The organism is Ralstonia chuxiongensis, assembly GCF_024158925.1.
GTDB lineage: Bacteria > Pseudomonadota > Gammaproteobacteria > Burkholderiales > Burkholderiaceae > Ralstonia > Ralstonia chuxiongensis.
Window position 1 is genome coordinate 491,699 of record NZ_JAMYWC010000001.1, and the last position, 18,739, is coordinate 510,437.

At 64.2% G+C, this 18,739-nt stretch carries 15 protein-coding genes; 5 read left to right on the plus strand and 10 right to left on the minus strand.

Annotated features, from left to right (window positions below):
* Window positions 1-25: 25 nt before the first annotated feature.
* Window positions 26-1,672 carry a fatty acid--CoA ligase gene (locus NKG59_RS02045; protein ID WP_253534751.1) on the plus strand — a complete coding sequence of 549 codons (1,647 nt, stop codon included), beginning with the start codon at window positions 26-28 and terminating at the stop codon, window positions 1,670-1,672.
* A 52-nt stretch (window positions 1,673-1,724) separates the two neighbouring features.
* Here the strand turns inward: NKG59_RS02045 and NKG59_RS02050 are convergent, their stop codons facing one another.
* From NKG59_RS02050 to NKG59_RS02095, 10 genes are all read right to left on the minus strand, one after another.
* The gene (locus NKG59_RS02050; RefSeq protein WP_253534753.1) at window positions 1,725-3,092 is read right to left on the minus strand and encodes an MATE family efflux transporter; all 1,368 of its coding nucleotides are present in this window, start codon (window positions 3,090-3,092) and stop codon (window positions 1,725-1,727) included.
* Window positions 3,089-3,703, minus strand: coding sequence for a DUF2239 family protein (locus NKG59_RS02055; RefSeq protein WP_253534755.1), 615 nt, complete (start codon window positions 3,701-3,703; stop codon window positions 3,089-3,091). The genes NKG59_RS02050 and NKG59_RS02055 overlap by 4 nt, the downstream gene beginning before the upstream one ends.
* 110 nt (window positions 3,704-3,813) lie before the next feature.
* Window positions 3,814-6,579: a nitrate reductase gene (locus tag NKG59_RS02060; RefSeq protein ID WP_253534757.1), complete on the minus strand. Its 2,766-nt coding sequence runs from the start codon at window positions 6,577-6,579 to the stop codon at window positions 3,814-3,816.
* Window positions 6,580-6,611: 32 nt separating this feature from the next.
* Window positions 6,612-7,844, minus strand: a complete 1,233-nt coding sequence (locus NKG59_RS02065) for an NAD(P)/FAD-dependent oxidoreductase (protein WP_253534759.1) — start codon at window positions 7,842-7,844, stop codon at window positions 6,612-6,614.
* Window positions 7,845-7,922: 78 nt separating this feature from the next.
* Window positions 7,923-8,261, minus strand: coding sequence for a nitrite reductase small subunit NirD (gene nirD, locus NKG59_RS02070; RefSeq protein ID WP_045201714.1), 339 nt, complete (start codon window positions 8,259-8,261; stop codon window positions 7,923-7,925).
* Window positions 8,262-8,281: 20 nt separating this feature from the next.
* Window positions 8,282-10,837, minus strand: a complete 2,556-nt coding sequence (nirB, locus tag NKG59_RS02075; protein WP_253534761.1) for a nitrite reductase large subunit NirB — start codon at window positions 10,835-10,837, stop codon at window positions 8,282-8,284.
* A gap of 21 nt (window positions 10,838-10,858) precedes the next feature.
* Complete coding sequence (locus tag NKG59_RS02080) at window positions 10,859-12,181, minus strand: MFS transporter (protein ID WP_045201716.1); 1,323 nt, start codon at window positions 12,179-12,181, stop codon at window positions 10,859-10,861.
* 392 nt (window positions 12,182-12,573) lie between these two features.
* Entirely contained in the window at window positions 12,574-12,867 is a 294-nt protein-coding gene (locus tag NKG59_RS02085; protein WP_252694309.1) for a hypothetical protein, read from the minus strand.
* 161 nt (window positions 12,868-13,028) lie between these two features.
* Window positions 13,029-13,283: a GlsB/YeaQ/YmgE family stress response membrane protein gene (locus NKG59_RS02090; RefSeq protein WP_004627540.1), complete on the minus strand. Its 255-nt coding sequence runs from the start codon at window positions 13,281-13,283 to the stop codon at window positions 13,029-13,031.
* Between the two features lie 112 nt (window positions 13,284-13,395).
* Entirely contained in the window at window positions 13,396-14,940 is a 1,545-nt protein-coding gene (locus NKG59_RS02095) for a methyl-accepting chemotaxis protein (RefSeq protein WP_253534763.1), read from the minus strand.
* A 424-nt stretch (window positions 14,941-15,364) separates the two neighbouring features.
* On the opposite strand from NKG59_RS02095, the gene NKG59_RS02100 reads away from it, so the two are divergent.
* From NKG59_RS02100 to NKG59_RS02115, 4 genes are all read left to right on the plus strand, one after another.
* The gene (locus NKG59_RS02100; RefSeq protein ID WP_253534765.1) at window positions 15,365-15,925 is read left to right on the plus strand and encodes a GbsR/MarR family transcriptional regulator; all 561 of its coding nucleotides are present in this window, start codon (window positions 15,365-15,367) and stop codon (window positions 15,923-15,925) included.
* A 19-nt stretch (window positions 15,926-15,944) separates the two neighbouring features.
* Entirely contained in the window at window positions 15,945-17,318 is a 1,374-nt protein-coding gene (locus NKG59_RS02105; protein WP_253534767.1) for a cytochrome ubiquinol oxidase subunit I, read from the plus strand.
* On the plus strand, window positions 17,315-18,346 hold the full coding sequence (locus NKG59_RS02110) for a cytochrome d ubiquinol oxidase subunit II (RefSeq protein ID WP_253534769.1): 1,032 nt from the start codon (window positions 17,315-17,317) through the stop codon (window positions 18,344-18,346). The genes NKG59_RS02105 and NKG59_RS02110 overlap by 4 nt, the downstream gene beginning before the upstream one ends.
* An 80-nt stretch (window positions 18,347-18,426) precedes the next feature.
* Entirely contained in the window at window positions 18,427-18,732 is a 306-nt protein-coding gene (locus tag NKG59_RS02115; RefSeq protein WP_253534771.1) for an NIPSNAP family protein, read from the plus strand.
* Window positions 18,733-18,739: the final 7 nt, after the last annotated feature.

Here is an 18,739-nt window from a genome sequence, read left to right on the forward strand (position 1 = left end):
TGCACACTGAACGAGACCATTCAACATGCATCCGAACCTCATCACCCCGACACCTTCGGCTTACACGTATCCGCTGCTCGTCAAGCACTTGCTGACCAATGCGCAATGTCTCTACAGCGAACAGGAAATCACCTATCGTGGTGCGCTGCGCCACAGCTATCGCACGTTTCGTGAACGCATCGGTAGGCTCGCATCGGCACTAAGCACGCTGGAGGTCCACCACGGCTCGACCGTGGCCGTCATGGACTGGGACAGCCACCGCTACCTCGAGTGCTACTTCGGCGTGCCGATGATGGGCGCAACGCTGTTCACCGTGAACGTGCGGCTCTCTGCTCAGCAGATTCTCTACACGCTCAACGATGCGCGGGCCGAAGTCGTGCTGGTACACGCCGACTTCGTGCCTCTGCTGGAAGAGATCTGGAACGAACTGACGAGCGTGCGCCACGTTGTGGTGCTGGCCGACAACGCGCCCATGCCGCACACCACGCTGCCGGTGGCGGGCGAGTACGAGGCGCTGCTCGCCCATGCATCATCCGATTTTGCATTTGCCGATTTCGACGAACGCACGCGGGCCGCAACCTTCTACACGACCGGCACGACCGGTGACCCCAAGGGCGTGAGCTACAGCCACCGCGATATCGTGCTGCACACCATGGCGACCGCCACGACGCTGTGCGCACCGCGCGATGGCCAGCGCCTGCACCGCGAAGACGTGTACATGCCGATCACGCCGATGTTCCACGTCCTGGCGTGGGGCATGCCGTACATCGCCGTCATGCTGGGCCTGAAGATCGTTCTGCCGGGGCGCTACGCGGCCGATCTTCTCCTCAAGCTGCACGATACGGAACGGGTGACTTTCTCGCATTGCGTGCCGACGCTGCTGCAGATGCTGCTGCAGGCGGCGGAAGGCGGCATGCACGATCTGTCGGGGTGGAAGGTTCTCATCGGCGGCTCGGCGTTGTCGCCGGCGCTCTGCGAGGCGGCGCTCGCGCGGGGCATTGATGTGTTTGCCGGCTATGGCATGTCGGAAACCGGCCCCGTGGTTGCGCTGGCGCAACTGCCGCCGGGCCGTAAGCCCGCAGACCAGCAGGAAGAGATCCGCATGCGCTGCGCGACGGGGCGCCCGGTGCCGCTGGCCGAATTGCGCATCGTCGACGAGCATCTGCGCGATGTGCCCCACGACGGCAAGCATCAAGGCGAGATCGTGCTGCGTACGCCGTACCTCACGCAGGGTTACTTCAACAAGCCGGCAGCATCAGAAGAGCTGTGGGCCGGCGGCTACCTGCACACGCAAGACATCGCCGTCATAACGCCCGATGGATTTGTGCAGATCGTCGACCGCATCAAGGACGTGATCAAGACCGGCGGCGAGTGGGTGTCGTCCATTGAAGTGGAAAGCCTGATTGCCCAGGTGCCGGGCGTGCAGGAAAGCGCAGTGATCGGTGTGCGCGACGCGAAGTGGGGCGAACGGCCGATGGCGTTTGTCGTCGGCAAGCCCGGTGCGCGCCTGAAGGCTGAGGCCATCCGCGATTGCCTGCTGGCACACGCTGAAGCCAAACGCATCAGCAAGTACGCCGTGCCGGAACTGGACCGGATCGCCTTCGTCGCAGAGATACCGAAGACGAGCGTCGGCAAGATCAACAAGAAGGCCTTGCGCGAGAACGTGGCGTAACCCACACGCGCTCCACCGCCGGCCGCACCCGCGGCAGCCGGCAGCAGTGTCGTCAAACCATACGGCGGATGCCGAACCGCTGCGCGCGGCGGCGCCACACGAGCGCGTAATACAGCCCCTGCATCACGAACATGGCAAGGAAGGCGGCCGGGTATGCAGCCCAGATGCCGTCGGTGCCGATATGCCGGCTCAGCACCCAGGCCACCGGCACTTCCACCGCCGCGATGGCGAGGATGGAAATCGCCGTGGGCGCCATCACCGTGCCGCTAGAACGCATCACGCCCGAGAAGACGCTCGCCATGCCAAAGATGACCGAGCTCCACAGCGAGATATGCAGCAGGTTCTGGGCAAGGCTCATCACCTCCGTGTTCGTGGTGAACCAGCCGATGACAGCGCGCGAGAACAGCAAGGCCATCACCACCAGCACGCCGGTAATGGCCAAGTTGAGCCACAGCCCGGTGCGCGTAATGGCATCAAGCCGCTCCGTATTGCCCGAGCCGATGGCTTGCGCGCCGAGGATGGACGCCGTAATCGCAATCGACATGGCGGGAAACTGCACGTAGCTGATGATCTGCGTGCCTGCACCGTAAGCGGCCGTTGCGTCGGAGCCGAAGCCGTTGACGAATGACAGCAGCGCCAGCTCGGCAATCGAGATCACCACAAGCTGCACGCCCGTCGGCACGCCGATCTTCAGCACGGTTTTGAGCACCCCGAAATCGACCCACAAATGGCGCGCCAACACGGCATCAGGCGCAAGAGGATGATTGCGCCGGCGCAGGAAGAAGGCGAGCCACACCAGCGCCACGGTGAACGAGATGATGGTGGCCACGGCGCCGCTTGCCACACCCAGTTGCGGCAAGCCAAACCAGCCGCGGATGAAGGTGGGCGTCAGCACCAGCCCGATCGACGTCGACAGCGCGAGCGTACGCAGCGGCGTGCGCGTGTCGCCCACGCCGCGCATCATCGCCGTGGCAAGCAGGTAGACAAACAGGCCCGGCATGGCATAGAGCATGACGCTGGCGTAAAGCGTGGCGTCCTGCAGGATGTCGGCCGGCGTGCCGAGCCACCCCAGCAGCGCGTTTGCAAACGGCCCGCCCAGCAGCGCCACCGCCAGCCCGACGATGAAGCCCACCGACAGCGTGGTACCCGCAACGGTCTTGACCGCCTCGGGCTTCTTGGCGCCCCAAGCCTGCCCGATCAACACCGCCGCCCCGGAGCCCAGCCCGATGATGAAGGCGATGAAGAAGAACAGGATCGGGAAGAATGCCGACACCGCAGCGAGCGCCTTCACGCCCAGCAAGTGTCCGACATAGACGTTGTTGAGCGTGCCCGACAACGATTGCAAGATGTTGGCCAGGATCAGCGGGCCGAGGAATGCAATGAATGTTCGCCACAACGGGCGAGCAGCAGGCGCGGTCATGCAGCCTCCTGTTGAGGATGGAATGCCCGGCTCGCCAGTTCGCGCGCAAAGTCGCGCACGTCGGCGGGCCAGGATTGGGTAAGGGATTCGAACGCCATGGCATCCGCGGCAAACAAGGCGCGCGTGGCATCTTCAAAGCCCGCGGCGTTGCCGGCCATGGCGGACATGAAGCGATACGCCGCCTCTTGCGCAACACGGCGGCGGTCTGCGCCTTCGGCGGCGCGGCGCGCATCTTCGACCAGCTTGCGCAGCGTAACCGACGCCCCGCCCGGCTGCGCGGCCAGCCAGTCCCAGTGGCGCGGCAGCAAGGTCACCTCGCGGGCAATCACGCCCAGCTTGGGACGGCCGGGGCCACGCGGGCGGCTTTCGGATTCGGCGGGTTCAGCGGCAGATGGGGCGGGTTGATCGATGCGCGCCAGCACCTCTTCAACCGTGCCGCGCAAGTCGAACTCCACGGGCTGCGCGCTGGTGTTGTCGAACACCAGCACCTGCGATTCGGGATGCGCATCGAGGTGTATCTTGACGGCCCGTGCGACATCGCGGACGGGCCCGCCGGCCAGGCGTTGTGTGCCGGCAAAGGCCGTGCACGCGTGGATTGCTGCGGCATCCATGAGAAGCGCTCCTGCTGAAGTTTCAACAGGAACGCATTCTACCCGGGTTTAATTAGATGTCAATATTACCCGGGCATAAAAGCGGTCTGGCGCGTACCGTGATGCAAAGGTCATGCGGCCTGCTGCACGCGCGCCTCCACCAGCAGCCGTTTGAGTTCCGGCACGCACGACCCGCAATTGCCGCCCGCCTTCAGGCAAGCCGTGATCTCGCCGGTGGTTTGCAGGCCCTTGGTGCGGATGGCATCGCAGATCGTATTGCGGCCTACGCCAAAGCACGAGCACACGGTTGGCCCCACATCGACGCCCGCTTCGATCGGCTGGCCGAGCAGCACGCCCGCGCGATCGACGTCTTCCAGGCGCTCTTGCGCGAACAGGCCCGCGAGCCAGTTGCGCGACGGCAGGTCCGGACGGGGTGACAGAAACACGCAGGCTTCGATGCGGTCATCCACCACGTGCACGGCGCGGTAAACACGCGCGGTGGTGTCTTCATATTCGAGCCAATCGGCATGTGGGTCGGTCACGCCAAGCAGCGCGCGCGCCCAATCGTGTACAGAGCCAAGATGCTGGCGGCCGGCCAGCTCATAGCGCACGAATTGCTTGCCTTGAATGCGCGTCCACCAGGTTGCATCGTCGGTGTCGAGCGCGCGACGCGAGAGAACAAAGCCGTGCCACGCCACATCGAAAGGCTCAACCATCACCGGCGTGTGCTTGAACTCCGGCTCGCCCGAGACCGGGTCGACCACCGGATTGACGACCGCGCCCACGCGCGCATCGGAAGCAAACTGGCCGTTCCAGTGGATCGGCACGAACACGCTGCCGCGCGCGATGCCGCCCGTCATGCGCACGCGTGCCACCACACTGCCCCAGAGTGACGACACGCGCGCCAGGCCGCCCTCGCGCACGCCGGCCAGGAGCGCATCGTGCGGGTGCAGATCGACGAACGGTTCGGGCACGTGGTCCGCCAGCTTGGGCGCGCGGCCAGTGCGCGTCATGGTGTGCCATTGGTCGCGTACTCGGCCGGTGTTGAGGATGAGCGGATATTCGCCATCTGCCGCATGCGCGGGCGCACGGGCAGGCGTCGGCACGAAACGCGCGCGGCCATCGGGGTGGGCGAAACGGCCATCGCTGAAGAGACGCGCTTCGCTGTTGCCTGACGTTGCGATGGGCCATTGCACCGGCGACATGTCGTTGTATGCATCGGCATCAAGCCCCGTCAGGCCGCCCAGATGGAAGGCACGACGCGTGCCGCTTGCATCGTTGGCGTAGGCGGACAAGCGTGCGTGTTCATCAAACACATCACCCGGGCTCTTGAAGTCGAAGCCGTCGTAACCCATGCGGCGGGCAACGTCGGCGATGATGTCCCAGTCGGCACGCGCCTCGCCGGGAGCCGGCAGAAAGGCGCGCTGGCGTGAGATGCGGCGCTCGGAGTTCGTCACCGTGCCGTCTTTCTCGCCCCAGCCCAGTGCGGGCAGCAGGATGTCGGCCAGAACGGTGGTGTCGGTGGCTTCAACGATGTCCGAAGCAACGACGAGCTCGCACTTGGCCAGCGCACGGCGCGCCTGGTCCGCATCGGGCAGGCTGACCACGGGGTTGGTGCCCATGATCCACACGGCCTTGATCCGCCCGTCTTCAATGGCGTTGAAGAGGTCCACCGCCTTGAGGCCCACCTTGTCGGCCATGCGCGGTGCGCCCCAAAACGTCTGCACGAGGTCGCGATGCGAAGGCTCGTTCAGTTCCATGTGTGCGGCGAGCATGTTGGCCAGACCGCCCACTTCGCGTCCGCCCATCGCATTCGGCTGGCCGGTAATCGAAAACGGCCCCATACCCGCGCGGCCGATTCGGCCCGTGAGCAGGTGGCAGTTGATGATGCTGTTGACCTTGTCCGTGCCCGCTGTCGATTGGTTGACGCCCATCGAAAACGCTGTAATGGTGCGTTCAGTCTCGGCAAACCAGTTGTAGAACGTCAGCAGATCGTCGAGCTTGAGCTTGCAGGCCTTGGCGATGGCTTCGACGTCGTGGCTCTCGGTGCCTGCGGCTTCCAGGGCGGCATCCGGGCCGTTGGTGTGCAGCGTGACGAAGTTCCGGTCCACCACACCGCGCCGCGAGAGGAACGACAGCAGGCCATTGAACAGCCACACATCGGTGCCGGGCTTGATGGGCAGATGCAGATCGGCCAGCTCGCACGTGGCCGTGTGGCGCGGGTCAACCACCACCACCTTCATCTCCGGCCGCGCTTCCTTGGCACGCACGATGCGCTGGAACAGGATCGGGTGGCACCACGCTGTGTTGGACCCCACCAGCACGACGAGGTCCGCCGTTTCCAGATCGTCATAGCAGACGGGCACGAGGTCTTCGCCAAACGCACGCTTGTGCCCGGCCACGGCCGACGACATGCACAGCCGCGAGTTGGTATCAATGTTTGCCGTGCCGATAAAGCCCTTCATCAGCTTGTTGGCGACGTAGTAATCCTCGGTCAGCAACTGGCCTGAGACGTAGAGCGCCACGGAATCCGGGCCGTGCTCTTCAGCGATGCGGCGAAAACCTTGCGCGACGGCATCGAGCGCGGTCTCCCACGAGACGCGTTGCAATGGCGCCGGCTTGGTGAGCTGCGCAGCGTCCGCGTCATGCGAGCGCTCGCGCATGGCCGGATATAGCAGCCGGCCGTCCAGGCTGACGGTCTCGCCCAGCGCCGAGCCTTTCACGCACAGGCGCCCAGCGTTGGACGGATGCGCCGGGTCCCCGGCAATGCCGACGCTGCCATCCGCCTGCGGGGTCGCCAGCACGCCGCAGCCCACGCCGCAGTACGGGCAGGTGGTGCGCACTGTGTTGGCGGCGGTATCGACTGCCGGGTGGATGGGGATGGTCGTCATCGTCATGAGATGGCCTTGGATGTCAGGCAGATCAGAGATCAGGCGGCTTCTGCTTCGCACAGCGCACGGCCAAACAACAGGCGCTGGCGAATCGGTGTGATCGGGGTCTGGCGCTGGATCATGTCGAAATACCACGGGCCATCAGCCACATCGCCGTACAGCACCGCGCCGACGATGCGGTCTTCCTTCAGCACAAGGCGCTTGTAGACGCCACGGCGCGGGTCGCGCAGCACGATGTCTTCGGTGCCGTCGCCGCCGATGAAATCGCCAGCGGAATACAAGTCCACGCCCGTGACCTTCAGCTTGGTCGCCGTGGCCTGCTGGATATAGCGGCGGTGTCCGGCACCGGCCAGGTGCGCGGCACACACGCGGGCCTGGTCCCAGATGGGTGCAACCAGACCGAACGTTGCGCTGCGGTGCTGCACGCATTCGCCCACGGCGTAGATGCGCGGGTCGTAGGTTTGCAGCGTGTCGTCGACGATGATGGCGCGTTCGCAGTGCAGGCCGGCGGCCTTTGCAAGTTCAATGTTCGGGCGTACGCCGGCAGTCATGACGACGAGGTCGGCGGGAATTTGGGTGCCGTCCTTGAAGCGGACGGCAGTCACGCGGTCGGTGCCAAGTAGCTCTGCCGTGTGCGCACCCAACAAGAAGCGCAGGCCCTTGGCCTCCAGCGCCTTCTGCAACAGCTTGGCGGCCGGCTTGTCGAGCTGGCGCTCCATCAGGCTGTCGGGCAGGTGCACCACGGTCACGTCCATGCCCTGACGCATCAGGCCGTTGGCGGCTTCCAGCCCAAGCAGGCCACCGCCGATGACGACCGCATGCCGGTGGTTGCGGGCCGCCTCCAGCATCGTCTCCACGTCTTGAATGTCGCGGAAGGCGATCACGCCCGGAAGCAGGTGCCCCGGCACCGGCAGGATGAACGGCCGCGAGCCCGTGGCGATCAGCAGGCGGTCGTAGCGCACCTCCACGCCGTCGCGCGAGCGCAGCGTGCGGCGCGGGCGGTCGATGGCGACCACCGGGTCGCCCGCATGCAGCGTGATGTCGTTCTCGTCGTACCACTCACGCGTGTTGAGCATGATGTCGTCAACCTGCTTCTCACCCGCCAGCACGGGCGAGAGCAGGATGCGGTTGTAGTTGCCGTGCGGCTCTTCACCGAACACGGTCACGTCGTACAGGTCCGGCGCCAGCTTGAGCAACTCTTCGACCGTGCGCATGCCGGCCATGCCGTTGCCGATGACGACCAGCTTGGGGCGTACGGTCTTGGCGTTCATGCTGCCTTCTCCTGAAGGTTGTCGGTCATTTGATTCACTCCGTGCCGGCGGCCATGGCCGCGGCTCACGGCTTGCGGCTCATGCCGCTATCCAGACCTTGCCGTCTTCCACCTTGGTTGCGTAGGCATGCACGGAATTGGCCGGCGCTTCCAGGCACTCGCCCGTGGTCAGGTCGAAATGCTGCTTGTAGATGGGCGAGGCGACGACAATGCGCTCTCCCAGGTTGCCGACCAGCCCGCGCGAGAGCACGGCGGCGGCGGAGTTCGGGTCGTAGTTGCCGATGGCGTACACGCTTTGCGGTGTGTTGCCGCCCACACGGAACACGGCAACCTGGTCGCCTTCCACCAGCGCGCAGACGCCGGTGTTGGGAACGATGTCGTCCAGGGCACAGATCGGGGTCCAACGGGATGCTTGCATGGCGTCCTCCTCTATCAAGCTCAAGCAGCTTCAGCAACAACAGGAATGCGCACGGGCCGCGTCTTGGCACGCTCCTCCACCGTGGCAGGGCGGATCTGGCCGCGCTCCTCTACAAAGACGACATTCGCATCCTTCGCTTCGCTGTTGACGAAGTGACGGAAGCGCTTGCGCACTTCGGGGTTGGTCACAGCCGTCTTCCACTCGTCCTGATAGGTGTCGACCACGTGCTGCATGTCGGCTTCGAGTTCCGCCACGATGCCCAGCTTGTCGTTGATGACCACGTCCTTGAGGTAATCCAGGCCGCCTTCCAGGTTGTCGCGCCACGTGCTGGTGCGTTGCAGGCGGTCGGCCGTGCGCACGTAGAACATCAGGAAGCGGTCGACATACTTGATGAGCGTTTCCTGGTCGAGGTCTGCCGCCAGCAGTTCGGCATGACGGGGTTTCATGCCGCCGTTGCCGCACACGTACAGGTTCCAGCCTTTTTCGGTAGCGATGATGCCGACATCCTTGCCCTGCGCTTCGGCACATTCGCGCGTGCAGCCCGACACGCCAAACTTCAGCTTGTGCGGCGAGCGCAACCCCTTGTAGCGGTTCTCCAGCGCCACCGCAAAGCCAACCGAATCGCCCACGCCATACCGGCACCATGTGGAGCCCACGCACGACTTCACCGTACGCAGCGACTTGCCATAGGCATGGCCCGACTCGAAGCCGGCCGCAATCAGCTCTTCCCAGATCAGCGGCAACTGCTCCAGACGCGCACCGAACAGGTCGACACGCTGGCCGCCCGTGATCTTGGTGTACAGGCCGTATTTCTTGGCGACCTGCCCCACGGCGATCAGGCCATCTGCCGTCACTTCGCCGCCCGCCATGCGCGGCACCACGGAGTACGTCCCATCCTTCTGGATGTTGGCGAGGAAGTAGTCGTTGGAATCCTGCAGGCCGGCGTGCTCTTTCTTGAGTACGAAGTCGTTCCAGCACGAGGCGAGGATGCTCGCGACGGCCGGCTTGCAGATGTCGCATCCCATACCGCTGCCGTGCGCTTCCAGCAATGCTTCGAACGACTGGATGCGGCCCACGCGCACCAGGTGATACAGCTCCTGGCGCGAATACGGAAAGTGCTCGCAGATGTGGTTGTTGACGGCCAGGCCTTGCTTCTTCATCTCGGCCTTCATCACCTGCGTCATGAGCGGCACGCAGCCGCCGCACGAAGTGCCGGCCTTGGTCGCGTCCTTGAGCGCGCCCACGGTGGTGGCGCCGGCGCACACCGCCTGGCACAGCGCGCCCTTCGATACATCGTTGCACGAGCAGATCTGCGCGCTATCGGGCAGCGCATCCACGCCCAATGCGGGGCGCGCGTTGCCATCGGCCTGCGGCAGGATCAGGAATTCCGGCGCCTCGGGCAGCTCGATGCGGTTGAGCATCATCTGCAGCAGCGTGCCGTATTCAGCCGCATCGCCAACAAGCACACCGCCCAGCAGGTACTTGCCGTCTTCCGACACCACCAGCTTCTTGTAGATCTGCTTGCGCTCGTCGGTGAACTGCACGCTGCGGCTGCCCGGCGTGATGCCTTGTGCATCGCCCAGGCTGGCGACGTCTACGCCCATCAGCTTGAGCTTGGTGCTCATGTCGGCGCCGCTGAACTCTGCCACCTCGTCGGCGGCCAGGATCTGCTTGGCGGTGATGCGCGCCATCTCGTAGCCCGGCGCGACCAGGCCGTAGACCTTGCCGCCCCACAGCGCGCATTCGCCAATCGCGTACACGTCCGGCGCCGAGGTACGGCACTCGGAGTCGATCACAATGCCGCCGCGTTCGCCCACTTCCAGCCCGCAGGCGCGCGCCAGTTCATCGCGCGGACGGATGCCGGCCGAGAAGACGACCATGTCGGCTTCCAGGTGCGTGCCGTCGGCAAAGTTCAGGCGATGCGTCGCCGTTTCGCCGTCGATGATCTCCGAGGTGTTCTTCTGCGTGTGAACGGTCACGCCAAGATCTTCGATCTTCCGGCGCAGCATGCGGCCGCCGCCGTCGTCCACCTGCATCGCCATCAGGCGGCCGGCAAACTCGACCACGTGCGTTTGCAGGTTCATGTCACGCAGCGCCTTGGCACATTCGAGCCCCAGCAGGCCGCCACCAATGACGACGCCCGTCTTGGCACGCTGGCCACATTCGGCCATCGCTTCGAGGTCTTCGATGGTGCGATAGACGAAGCAGTCCTTGCGGTCCTTGCCCGGCACCGGCGGCACAAACGGCGACGAGCCCGAAGCGATGACCAGCTTGTCGTACGGCAGCACCTCGCCGGTGGAGGCCGTTACCGTTTTGGCAATGGTGTCGATGGCCGTGGCGCGAGCGTTGAGCTTGAGCACCACGTCATCGCGATCAAAGAAACCCGGGGCCACGAGCGAGAGATCTTCCGCCGTCTTGCCCGTGAAGAATTCCGACAAGTGCACGCGGTCGTATGCGGGGCGCGGCTCTTCGCACAGCACCGTCACCTGAAGGTGATGGCCCGGTGTGTGCAGCAGGCTTTCCAGAAACTTATGGCCCACCATTCCGTGGCCAATGACGACGATCTTCATGGTCATGGTGATGTCTCCTTGACTGCGTTAGGCGTTGGCGGCGGCGGCCAGCGTGTTGTCGTACAGCGCTTGCTCGCGCGCCTTGTGTTCCGGCGAGAAGCGCACGGCAATCGCGCAGATGGCAGACAGCGCCACAAACACGCCGAGCACCGACAACGTGGCTTGCGTGTCGGCCATACCCTTGAGCAGGAAGCCCGCCGCCACCGCGCCGGCGTTGCCGCCCGCGCCGATGATGCCGGCCACGCCACCCAGCGCGCGGCGGTCAATGAACGGCACCAGCGCATACGTGGCGCCGCACGCCATGTGCGTGAACAGGCCGAAACCGAGCATCGCGAGCACCGCCACCGTCACGCTTCCTGCGTGGGCGAAACCGAACAGGCCCAGGCCCTCGCCCACCATCAGCAAGCACAGCAGTTGAGTACGCGCATCCAGGCCACGCTTGGCTGCCACGCGGTCCGACACGATGCCGCCCAGCGCGCGTGCAAACAGCGCCAGCAGACCGAAGCTCGCCGCAGCCATGCCTGCGCCCGACAGCGACAGGCCAAAGTGGTCGACGTAATAGGTGGCGGCGATGTTGTGGATGAAGATCTCCACGCCAAAGCACGCGCCGTAGGTGATGAACAGCAGCCACACACGATAGTTACCAGCGGCTGCCACGAAGCTGCCCCAGCCGCCCTTCTTGCCGCCTTCGATGGTCTTGCCGGCAGCGCGCAGCGCGCTGAAATTGCCTTCCGGGCAGTCCTGCGTATAACGCCAGTACAGAGCCGCGACGATCAGCATCGCCACGCCCGGCACCACCATGGCGAGGCGCCAGCCCATGCTCTGCGTCACGCCCATCATCACGATGGCGGTCAGCAGCAGCGGCATCGTGCCTTGTGCCACACCGCCGCCCGCATTGCCCCAACCTGCAGCGGCCGCGTTGGCCGTGCCCACCACGTTGGGCGCGAACATGACCGACGTGTGGTATTGCGTGATGACGAAGCTCGCGCCAATCGCGCCGATCGCCAGGCGGAAGAAGAGGAAGGTTTCGTAGCTTTGCGCGAGCGCCACGCCCAGCACCGGAATGGCCCCCAGCAGCAGCAAACCGGTATAGGTCTTGCGCGGGCCAAAGCGATCGCACAGCGGGCCGACAAGCAACCGCACCAGGATCGTCACCGCCACTGCGGCGATGTTGATGTTGGCGATCTGGCCGGGCGTGAGGTGGAACTCGCCCTTGAGCACCGGCATGAGCGGCGCGCAGGCAAACCATGCGTAGAAACACACGAAGAACGCGAGCCACGTCAGGTGGAAGGCGCGCATCTGCGGCGTACGCAGGCTGAACAGGTCGATTCGGGTGGCTTTGCCGGTCATGTTGAATCCCAATCAGGGGCCAAAAAAAAGAAAGGCGTCCGAGAACAGGGCTGCAAGAGCCGAGTTCTGGGACGCCGTTGTCCAATTAGCCCTGAGCACCAGGGCCTTCACCACGAAGAGCACGAATCGCCTTTGACCCGCGCAATGTTGCTATGCAACAGGTATGCCAGGCGCGCAAAGCCTTGTGCTATCGCGGTTTGCAGGAAATGAGCTCGAAATCGGCCGGGGTGCGTGCCTCATGCGCGAGCACTGCATCGCACGGTTTCGGTGCAGATGCGATTCGGGATGGTGCGGCACAGCAAATGCGTCGGCGGCCGCCAATGGCGACCGGTGCATCACGTGCAGGACCGATTTGAGGGAGCCGCCGGACCAGATGTCGGCAGGTATCGGCGTCAGTAGCCGTGCGTCACGATCGACAGCACCGACAGATCCGGATGCGTGCCGTCGACAATGCTGCGCGCCACGTGCACGGCTTCCTCCATGGCCTCTTCTGGGCTGCGGAAGGTGTCGTCCCCGTCAGCATGAAAGGGCACGACGTGACCGGGCAACTGAGGATCGGCGCCCGGGTGGCACACGTAGCCGGTGTAGGTGTAGCGCGTGGAGTTTGCCCGCGTCGGGCTTGGCACAACGTGAATCTCGAACCCTTCGTAGAGTTCTTGCGGTGCGGTGGTGAGCTGGTCAGACATGGTGGCCTCGCTGGGTTAGCGTGTACCGGCCGTGCCGGCGCTTGTGGCGCGGCGCGGCTGCCCTTGGTTCAACCAGTCTAGGTGATGGGGTGCGTGTTGAAATCCGGCGGTTGGATGACACTGCCATCCACCGCCGTTCTTGGGACTGGTGCTTCCTTGCGCTATGCGCGCTTGATCAGCCGAATGATGAACAGCAGGATCACTGCACCGATCACCGCCGTGATGATCGAGCCGATCCACCCGCCGCCCAGCGAGATGCCCAGCACCCCAGCTAGCCATCCGCCGATGAACGCACCGACGATGCCGACCACGATGTCGACGAAGATGCCGAAACCGCCACCCTTGACCAGGATGCCGGCCAGCCAGCCCGCCACCGCGCCAATGATCAACCAGGCAATCAAACCGTGTGAGGCCATGTTCGCGCTCCAAAGAATGTGCGTTTTGAGGGACGTTACCGCACAGGCATAGTAGGCGAAGACAGCACAATCGCGCTGTGGCGCTCACACGGTTTTTGCAATTGCATCGTGCTCAACGGAACACGTTGACCGCCTCCACTAGGCGCGTGGCCTGAATGCGCAAGCCCTCGGCCGCCGCCGCGCTCTGGCCGACCAGCGTGGCGTTCTCCTGCGTGACCTGATCCAGATGGTTGACCGCCTGGCTGACCTGCGTGATGCCGTCGGTCTGCTGCGCCGTCGCCAGGCTGATGTCGGCGATCATGGCCGAGACCTTTTTGACCTGCTCGACGATGTCGTCCATGGTCTTGCCGGCATCGTCCACCAGCCGCGAGCCCGATTCGACCTTGTCGACACTGGAGCCGATCAGCTCCTTGATCTCCTTGGCTGCGCCGGCGCTGCGCTGCGCAAGCGCACGCACCTCGCCCGCCACGACGGCAAAACCCCGACCTTGTTCGCCGGCACGCGCGGCCTCCACGGCGGCATTGAGTGCCAGGATGTTGGTCTGGAAGGCAATGCTGTCGATCACGCCGATGATGTCGGCAATCTGCTTGGCACTCTGCGTGATGGCGCCCATGGTGGCCACCACCTGCTCCATGGCACGGCCGCCGTTGACCGCCGCCTGCGTGGCCGCGCCCGACAGCGTATTCGCCTGCCCCGCCGTCTCTGCATTGCTGGCCACCGTGGCGGTCATTTGCGTCATGGAGCTGGAGGTTTCTTCCAGGCTCGCGGCGGCTTGCTCGGTGCGGGTGTTGATGTCGCCGTTGCCCTTGGCGATCTCCTGGCTGGCCGACTGCACGTTGACAACCTGCTCGGCCACGTCGTCGATCAACCAGCGGAACATCAGCCCGAGCTGGCTGATCGTGCGCAACGTCATGCCGATCTCGTCCACGCGGTCTGCGATGGCGACTTTCCGGCTCTCGCCCGAGGCCACGCTCAGCGCGAGCTCCTGCAGCTTTTCAAGCGGCGTGGCGATCTGCACCTTCAAGGACCATGAGGCCAGCGCCAGCGCCACGAGCAACGCGCCGGCAAAACCGCCGAGCGCCGCGCCGGAGAGACCAAATGCCCACGCCGCCGCCGCCAACGCGGGCAGCAATGCGAGGAAGGTGAGCCGGATGCGCCAGCGCACCGGCATCAGTTGGAACACCGAACGCCAGGCCATCAAGCCCGTTCGCACGATCAGACCCTTGTGAAACTTGCGGCTGCCCGCCTGACCGGTGCGGAAATCCTTGTAGAGCGCTTCGGCCGCGGCGATTTCCTCGCGCGTGGGCTTGGTGCGCACCGACATATAGCCGCTGACCCGTCCGTTACGCACCACGGGCGTGGCGTTGGCTCGCACCCAATAATGGTCGCCATCCTTGCGGCGGTTCTTGACCAGCGCCGTCCATGGCTGCCCCGCCTTGAGCGTGGCCCACATATCGGCAAATGCCTCGGTTGGCATATCGGGGTGGCGCACGATGTTATGTGGCTGGCCCTCAATCTCTTCGCGGGAAAAACCGCTCACCTCCACAAACGCTGCATTCGCATAGGCGATGTAGCTCTGGGTGTCGGTGGTCGACATGAGCGTGGCGTTGTCCGGGAACTCGTATTCGTGCTGGGTAACAGGTTCGTTGACACGCATGGGGGGATCTCCTTTGATGATTTACTTCGCAACGGATTATCGGCACATAACTGGATTTATTAAGACCCGATAACCTAGTTTTTCAGCCAACACCCATTCATCTGCCCGAGCAGATACTGCTTCAGTGGAAATGATTCTTATCTGCTTCGCCCGCGCGCTCCCTTGTCTTTTTCAGCAAGCGACACGAGTGAATGCCGTATGCCGAGTCCGCTAATACCTTATCTGCGTTAATTATTGGCGGATAAATAAGATACAAAGCGCGATATTGAGGCGCCACACGTTTTCCTGTGAATCGATCTCACACTTGGAGCACCTTCGGCCGCGGGCAGCGTCCCACGCGCGCCGCGACAGCGCGTCACATCCCAAGGGCGGCAACGGGGGCTAAACTTTCAGAAATTCCTAAAAATTGAGAAAGATCAAAACAATGCAACTCTCCCCCTTGAAACAGCGCTTCGTCCTGCATTTCGGCGAGATGGGCAGCCGCTGGGGCATCAACCGCACCGTCGGGCAGATCTACGCGCTGCTCTACGCCGCGCGCGAGCCAATCAACGCGGACGAGATCGCCGAGGCGCTGGGCTTCTCCCGCTCAAACGTAAGCATCGGGCTGAAGGAGCTGGAGTCTTGGAAGCTCGTGCGGCTGTCGCACAAGCCGGGCGACCGGCGCGAATATTTCTCCGCCCCGGACGACATCTGGACCATCTTCCGCACGCTGGCCGAGGAGCGCCGCAAGCGCGAGATCGACCCCACGCTCTCGTTGCTGCGCGACGTCATGCTCGAATCCCCCACCGATCCGGATGACCGCCACGCCCAGGCACGCATGAAGGAGATGTACCAGCTCATCACGCTCATGACCAACTGGTTTGACGACGTGCAGAAACTCGACGCCGACTCGTTGCAGCAACTCATGAAGATGGGCTCCAAGGTGCACAAGCTGCTGGAGATGAAGAACAAGCTTGCCGTTGTCGTTGGCGGCAAATCGAAGTAGCCCCGTATCAAGAAAAACCATGTCGCTCGATCCCGTTGTCCTTGCGCGCATCCAGTTTGGCGCCAACATCACGTTCCACATCCTCTTTCCCACCATCAGCATCGCGCTTGCGTGGGTGCTGCTGTTCTTCAAGCTGCGCTATCGCAAGACCGGCAACGAAGCCTGGATGGCCGCATATCGCCTTTGGGTAAAGGTCTTTGCATTGACGTTCGCGCTGGGCGTGGTGTCCGGCGTGACGATGAGCTTTCAGTTCGGCACAAACTGGCCCGGCTATATGAATACCGTCGGCAACATCGCCGGGCCGCTGCTGGCGTATGAAGTGCTGACCGCGTTCTTTCTGGAGGCCAGCTTTCTCGGGATCATGCTGTTCGGCACAGGCCGCGTCAGCCCGCGCATCCATACATTCGCGACGTTCCTGGTCGCGCTGGGCACGACCATCTCGGTGTTCTGGATCATCGCGCTCAACTCGTGGATGCAGACACCCGCCGGCTACGTGATGATCGACGGCCGCGCACATCCGCAAAGCTGGCTGGCGATCATCTTCAACCCGTCGTTCCCGTATCGGTTCACGCACATGCTGCTGGCCTCGGGGCTGACGGTGTCGTTCCTGCTGGCGGGCGTATCGGCCTACCGCTGGCTGCGCAAGGACCGCGGTGGCGATGTGCGTGCGGCGCTCAAGACAGGCGTGGTGCTCGCCGCCATGCTGATCCCGCTGCAGATTGCCGCCGGCGACGCGCACGGTCTCAACACGCTGGAGCATCAACCGGCCAAGCTGGCCGCGATGGAAGGCATCTGGCAAACCGAGCGCGGCGTGCCCGCCGTGCTGTTTGGCATTCCCGATGCAGCTTCGCACAGCAACCGCTACGAGATTGCGGTGCCGAAGTTGGCGTCGCTGTATCTCACGCATTCGCTCGACGGCGAGGTGCGGGGGCTCGATCAGTTCGACCAGCACCCGCCCGTGCTGCCGGTGTTCTTCGCCTTCCGCCTGATGGTGGGCGTCGGGCTGCTAATGCTGGCGGTGTCGTGGACGAGCGCCTGGCGCCTCCGCCGCAATGGTGAACTGCCGAACTGGCTGGCACGCGCCCTCGTCGCCATGACGTTCTCAGGCTGGGTGGCCGTGGTGGCCGGCTGGTACATCACCGAGATCGGCCGGCAACCGTGGCTCGTCTATGGCGTGCTGACCACCGCGCAGGCTGCGTCGTCCGTGCCCGCGCGGATGATCGGCAGCACGCTGGCGATGTATCTCGCGCTGTACGCGTTCCTCATCGCCTCCTACATCGGCGTGGTCTTCTATCTGGCCCGGAAGGCCGGCGGTGCCATCGATCCGACGGATGCCGATATCCCAGCCAAGCACACCTCTCAACTTTCTTCGCCCCTCGCGAGCCACGCATGAGCACCATCCCTGACCTCACCCAACCCGCCGGCTGGCTGCCGATGGTCTTCATGGCCCTGATGGGCATTGCCGTGCTCGCCTATGTTGTGCTCGACGGGTACGACCTGGGCGTCGGCATCCTGCTGCGCCGCGCCGACGACGCCGAAAAAGACACGATGATCGCCTCCATCGGCCCGTTCTGGGACGCCAACGAAACCTGGCTCGTGCTCGGGGTCGGGCTGCTGCTGGTGGCGTTTCCGGCTGCACATGGCGAGATCCTGGGCGCGTTGTATTTGCCGGTGGCACTGATGCTGTTCGGCCTCATCCTGCGTGGCGTGGCATTCGACTTTCGCGTCAAGGCGCGCGCGCACCACAAGCCGTGGTGGAACCGCGCGTTCTATGCCGGCTCGGTCATCGCCACCGCAGCGCAGGGTCTGATGCTCGGGCTGTACATCACAGGCTTCCAGTACGACGCAGCCAACGTCATCTTTGCGATCTGCACGGCGGGCGGCCTGATTGCCGGCTACCTGCTGCTGGGCGCCACGTGGCTCATCATGAAGACCGAAGGTGCGCTGCAATTGCGCGCGGTGCAGTGGGCTCGCGGCAGCCTGTGGTTCACCGCGCTGGGCGTGGCCGCCGTGTCGCTGGCAACGCCGTGGGTCAGCACACGCGTGTTCGACAAGTGGTTTGCGCTGCCGAACATCATCCTGCTGGCGCCCGTGCCGCTGGTGACGTTCGTGCTGTTCCTGCTGATCGACTGGGTACTGCGCCGCCTGCCACGGCAGATTGCCAAGGGTGACGAACACCTGATCTGGGCGCCGTTTGTCGGCACCGGCGCCATCTTCCTGCTGGCCTTCAATGGCCTGGCCTACAGCCTCTTTCCGTATCTCGTTGTGGACAGGCTCGACATCTGGCAGGCCGCCAGTGCGCCGGAATCGCTGGAGTTCATGCTGGTGGGCGTGGCCATCGTGCTGCCAACCATCGTCGGCTACACGATCTATTCGTACAAGGTGTTCCACGGCAAGGCGACAGAACTGCGGTACTACTGAGCACGCCGCCCACATATGGCATTGACCGGACCGCGGGCGGGCGTTTAGGCTGGCGCGCTCCCGACCTCACCACACGCGCCATGATCACCTGCTACCTCCGCTACATCATCAACCCGGCACGGCTTGTCGAATTCGAAGCCTACGGAAAGATGTGGATTCCGCTCGTCGAGAAATTCGGCGGCCAGCACCACGGCTACTTTCTCCCATCGGAAGGGGCGAACAACGTCGCGCTGGCCTTATTCTCGTTCCCGAGTCTGGCGACCTACGAGGTCTATCGCGAGCGCGCCAAGACCGATCCCGATTGCATGGCGGCCATCCAGTACGCCGAAGAAACCGGCTGCATCGTCAGCTACGAGCGCAGCTTCTTCCGCCCGGTGCTTTCTTGACGCCCGC

What these genes read in the sequence shown, in the direction of transcription:
- NKG59_RS02045 (WP_253534751.1), top strand. Translation starts at nt 26, where the DNA reads ATGCATCCGAACCTCATCACCCCGACACCTTCGGCTTACACGTATCCG.
- NKG59_RS02050 (WP_253534753.1), bottom strand. Translation starts at nt 3,092, where the DNA reads ATGACCGCGCCTGCTGCTCGCCCGTTGTGGCGAACATTCATTGCATTC.
- NKG59_RS02055 (WP_253534755.1), bottom strand. Translation starts at nt 3,703, where the DNA reads ATGGATGCCGCAGCAATCCACGCGTGCACGGCCTTTGCCGGCACACAA.
- NKG59_RS02060 (WP_253534757.1), bottom strand. Translation starts at nt 6,579, where the DNA reads ATGACGATGACGACCATCCCCATCCACCCGGCAGTCGATACCGCCGCC.
- NKG59_RS02065 (WP_253534759.1), bottom strand. Translation starts at nt 7,844, where the DNA reads ATGAACGCCAAGACCGTACGCCCCAAGCTGGTCGTCATCGGCAACGGC.
- nirD (WP_045201714.1), bottom strand. Translation starts at nt 8,261, where the DNA reads ATGCAAGCATCCCGTTGGACCCCGATCTGTGCCCTGGACGACATCGTT.
- nirB (WP_253534761.1), bottom strand. Translation starts at nt 10,837, where the DNA reads ATGACCATGAAGATCGTCGTCATTGGCCACGGAATGGTGGGCCATAAG.
- NKG59_RS02080 (WP_045201716.1), bottom strand. Translation starts at nt 12,181, where the DNA reads ATGACCGGCAAAGCCACCCGAATCGACCTGTTCAGCCTGCGTACGCCG.
- NKG59_RS02085 (WP_252694309.1), bottom strand. Translation starts at nt 12,867, where the DNA reads ATGTCTGACCAGCTCACCACCGCACCGCAAGAACTCTACGAAGGGTTC.
- NKG59_RS02090 (WP_004627540.1), bottom strand. Translation starts at nt 13,283, where the DNA reads ATGGCCTCACACGGTTTGATTGCCTGGTTGATCATTGGCGCGGTGGCG.
- NKG59_RS02095 (WP_253534763.1), bottom strand. Translation starts at nt 14,940, where the DNA reads ATGCGTGTCAACGAACCTGTTACCCAGCACGAATACGAGTTCCCGGAC.
- NKG59_RS02100 (WP_253534765.1), top strand. Translation starts at nt 15,365, where the DNA reads ATGCAACTCTCCCCCTTGAAACAGCGCTTCGTCCTGCATTTCGGCGAG.
- NKG59_RS02105 (WP_253534767.1), top strand. Translation starts at nt 15,945, where the DNA reads ATGTCGCTCGATCCCGTTGTCCTTGCGCGCATCCAGTTTGGCGCCAAC.
- NKG59_RS02110 (WP_253534769.1), top strand. Translation starts at nt 17,315, where the DNA reads ATGAGCACCATCCCTGACCTCACCCAACCCGCCGGCTGGCTGCCGATG.
- NKG59_RS02115 (WP_253534771.1), top strand. Translation starts at nt 18,427, where the DNA reads ATGATCACCTGCTACCTCCGCTACATCATCAACCCGGCACGGCTTGTC.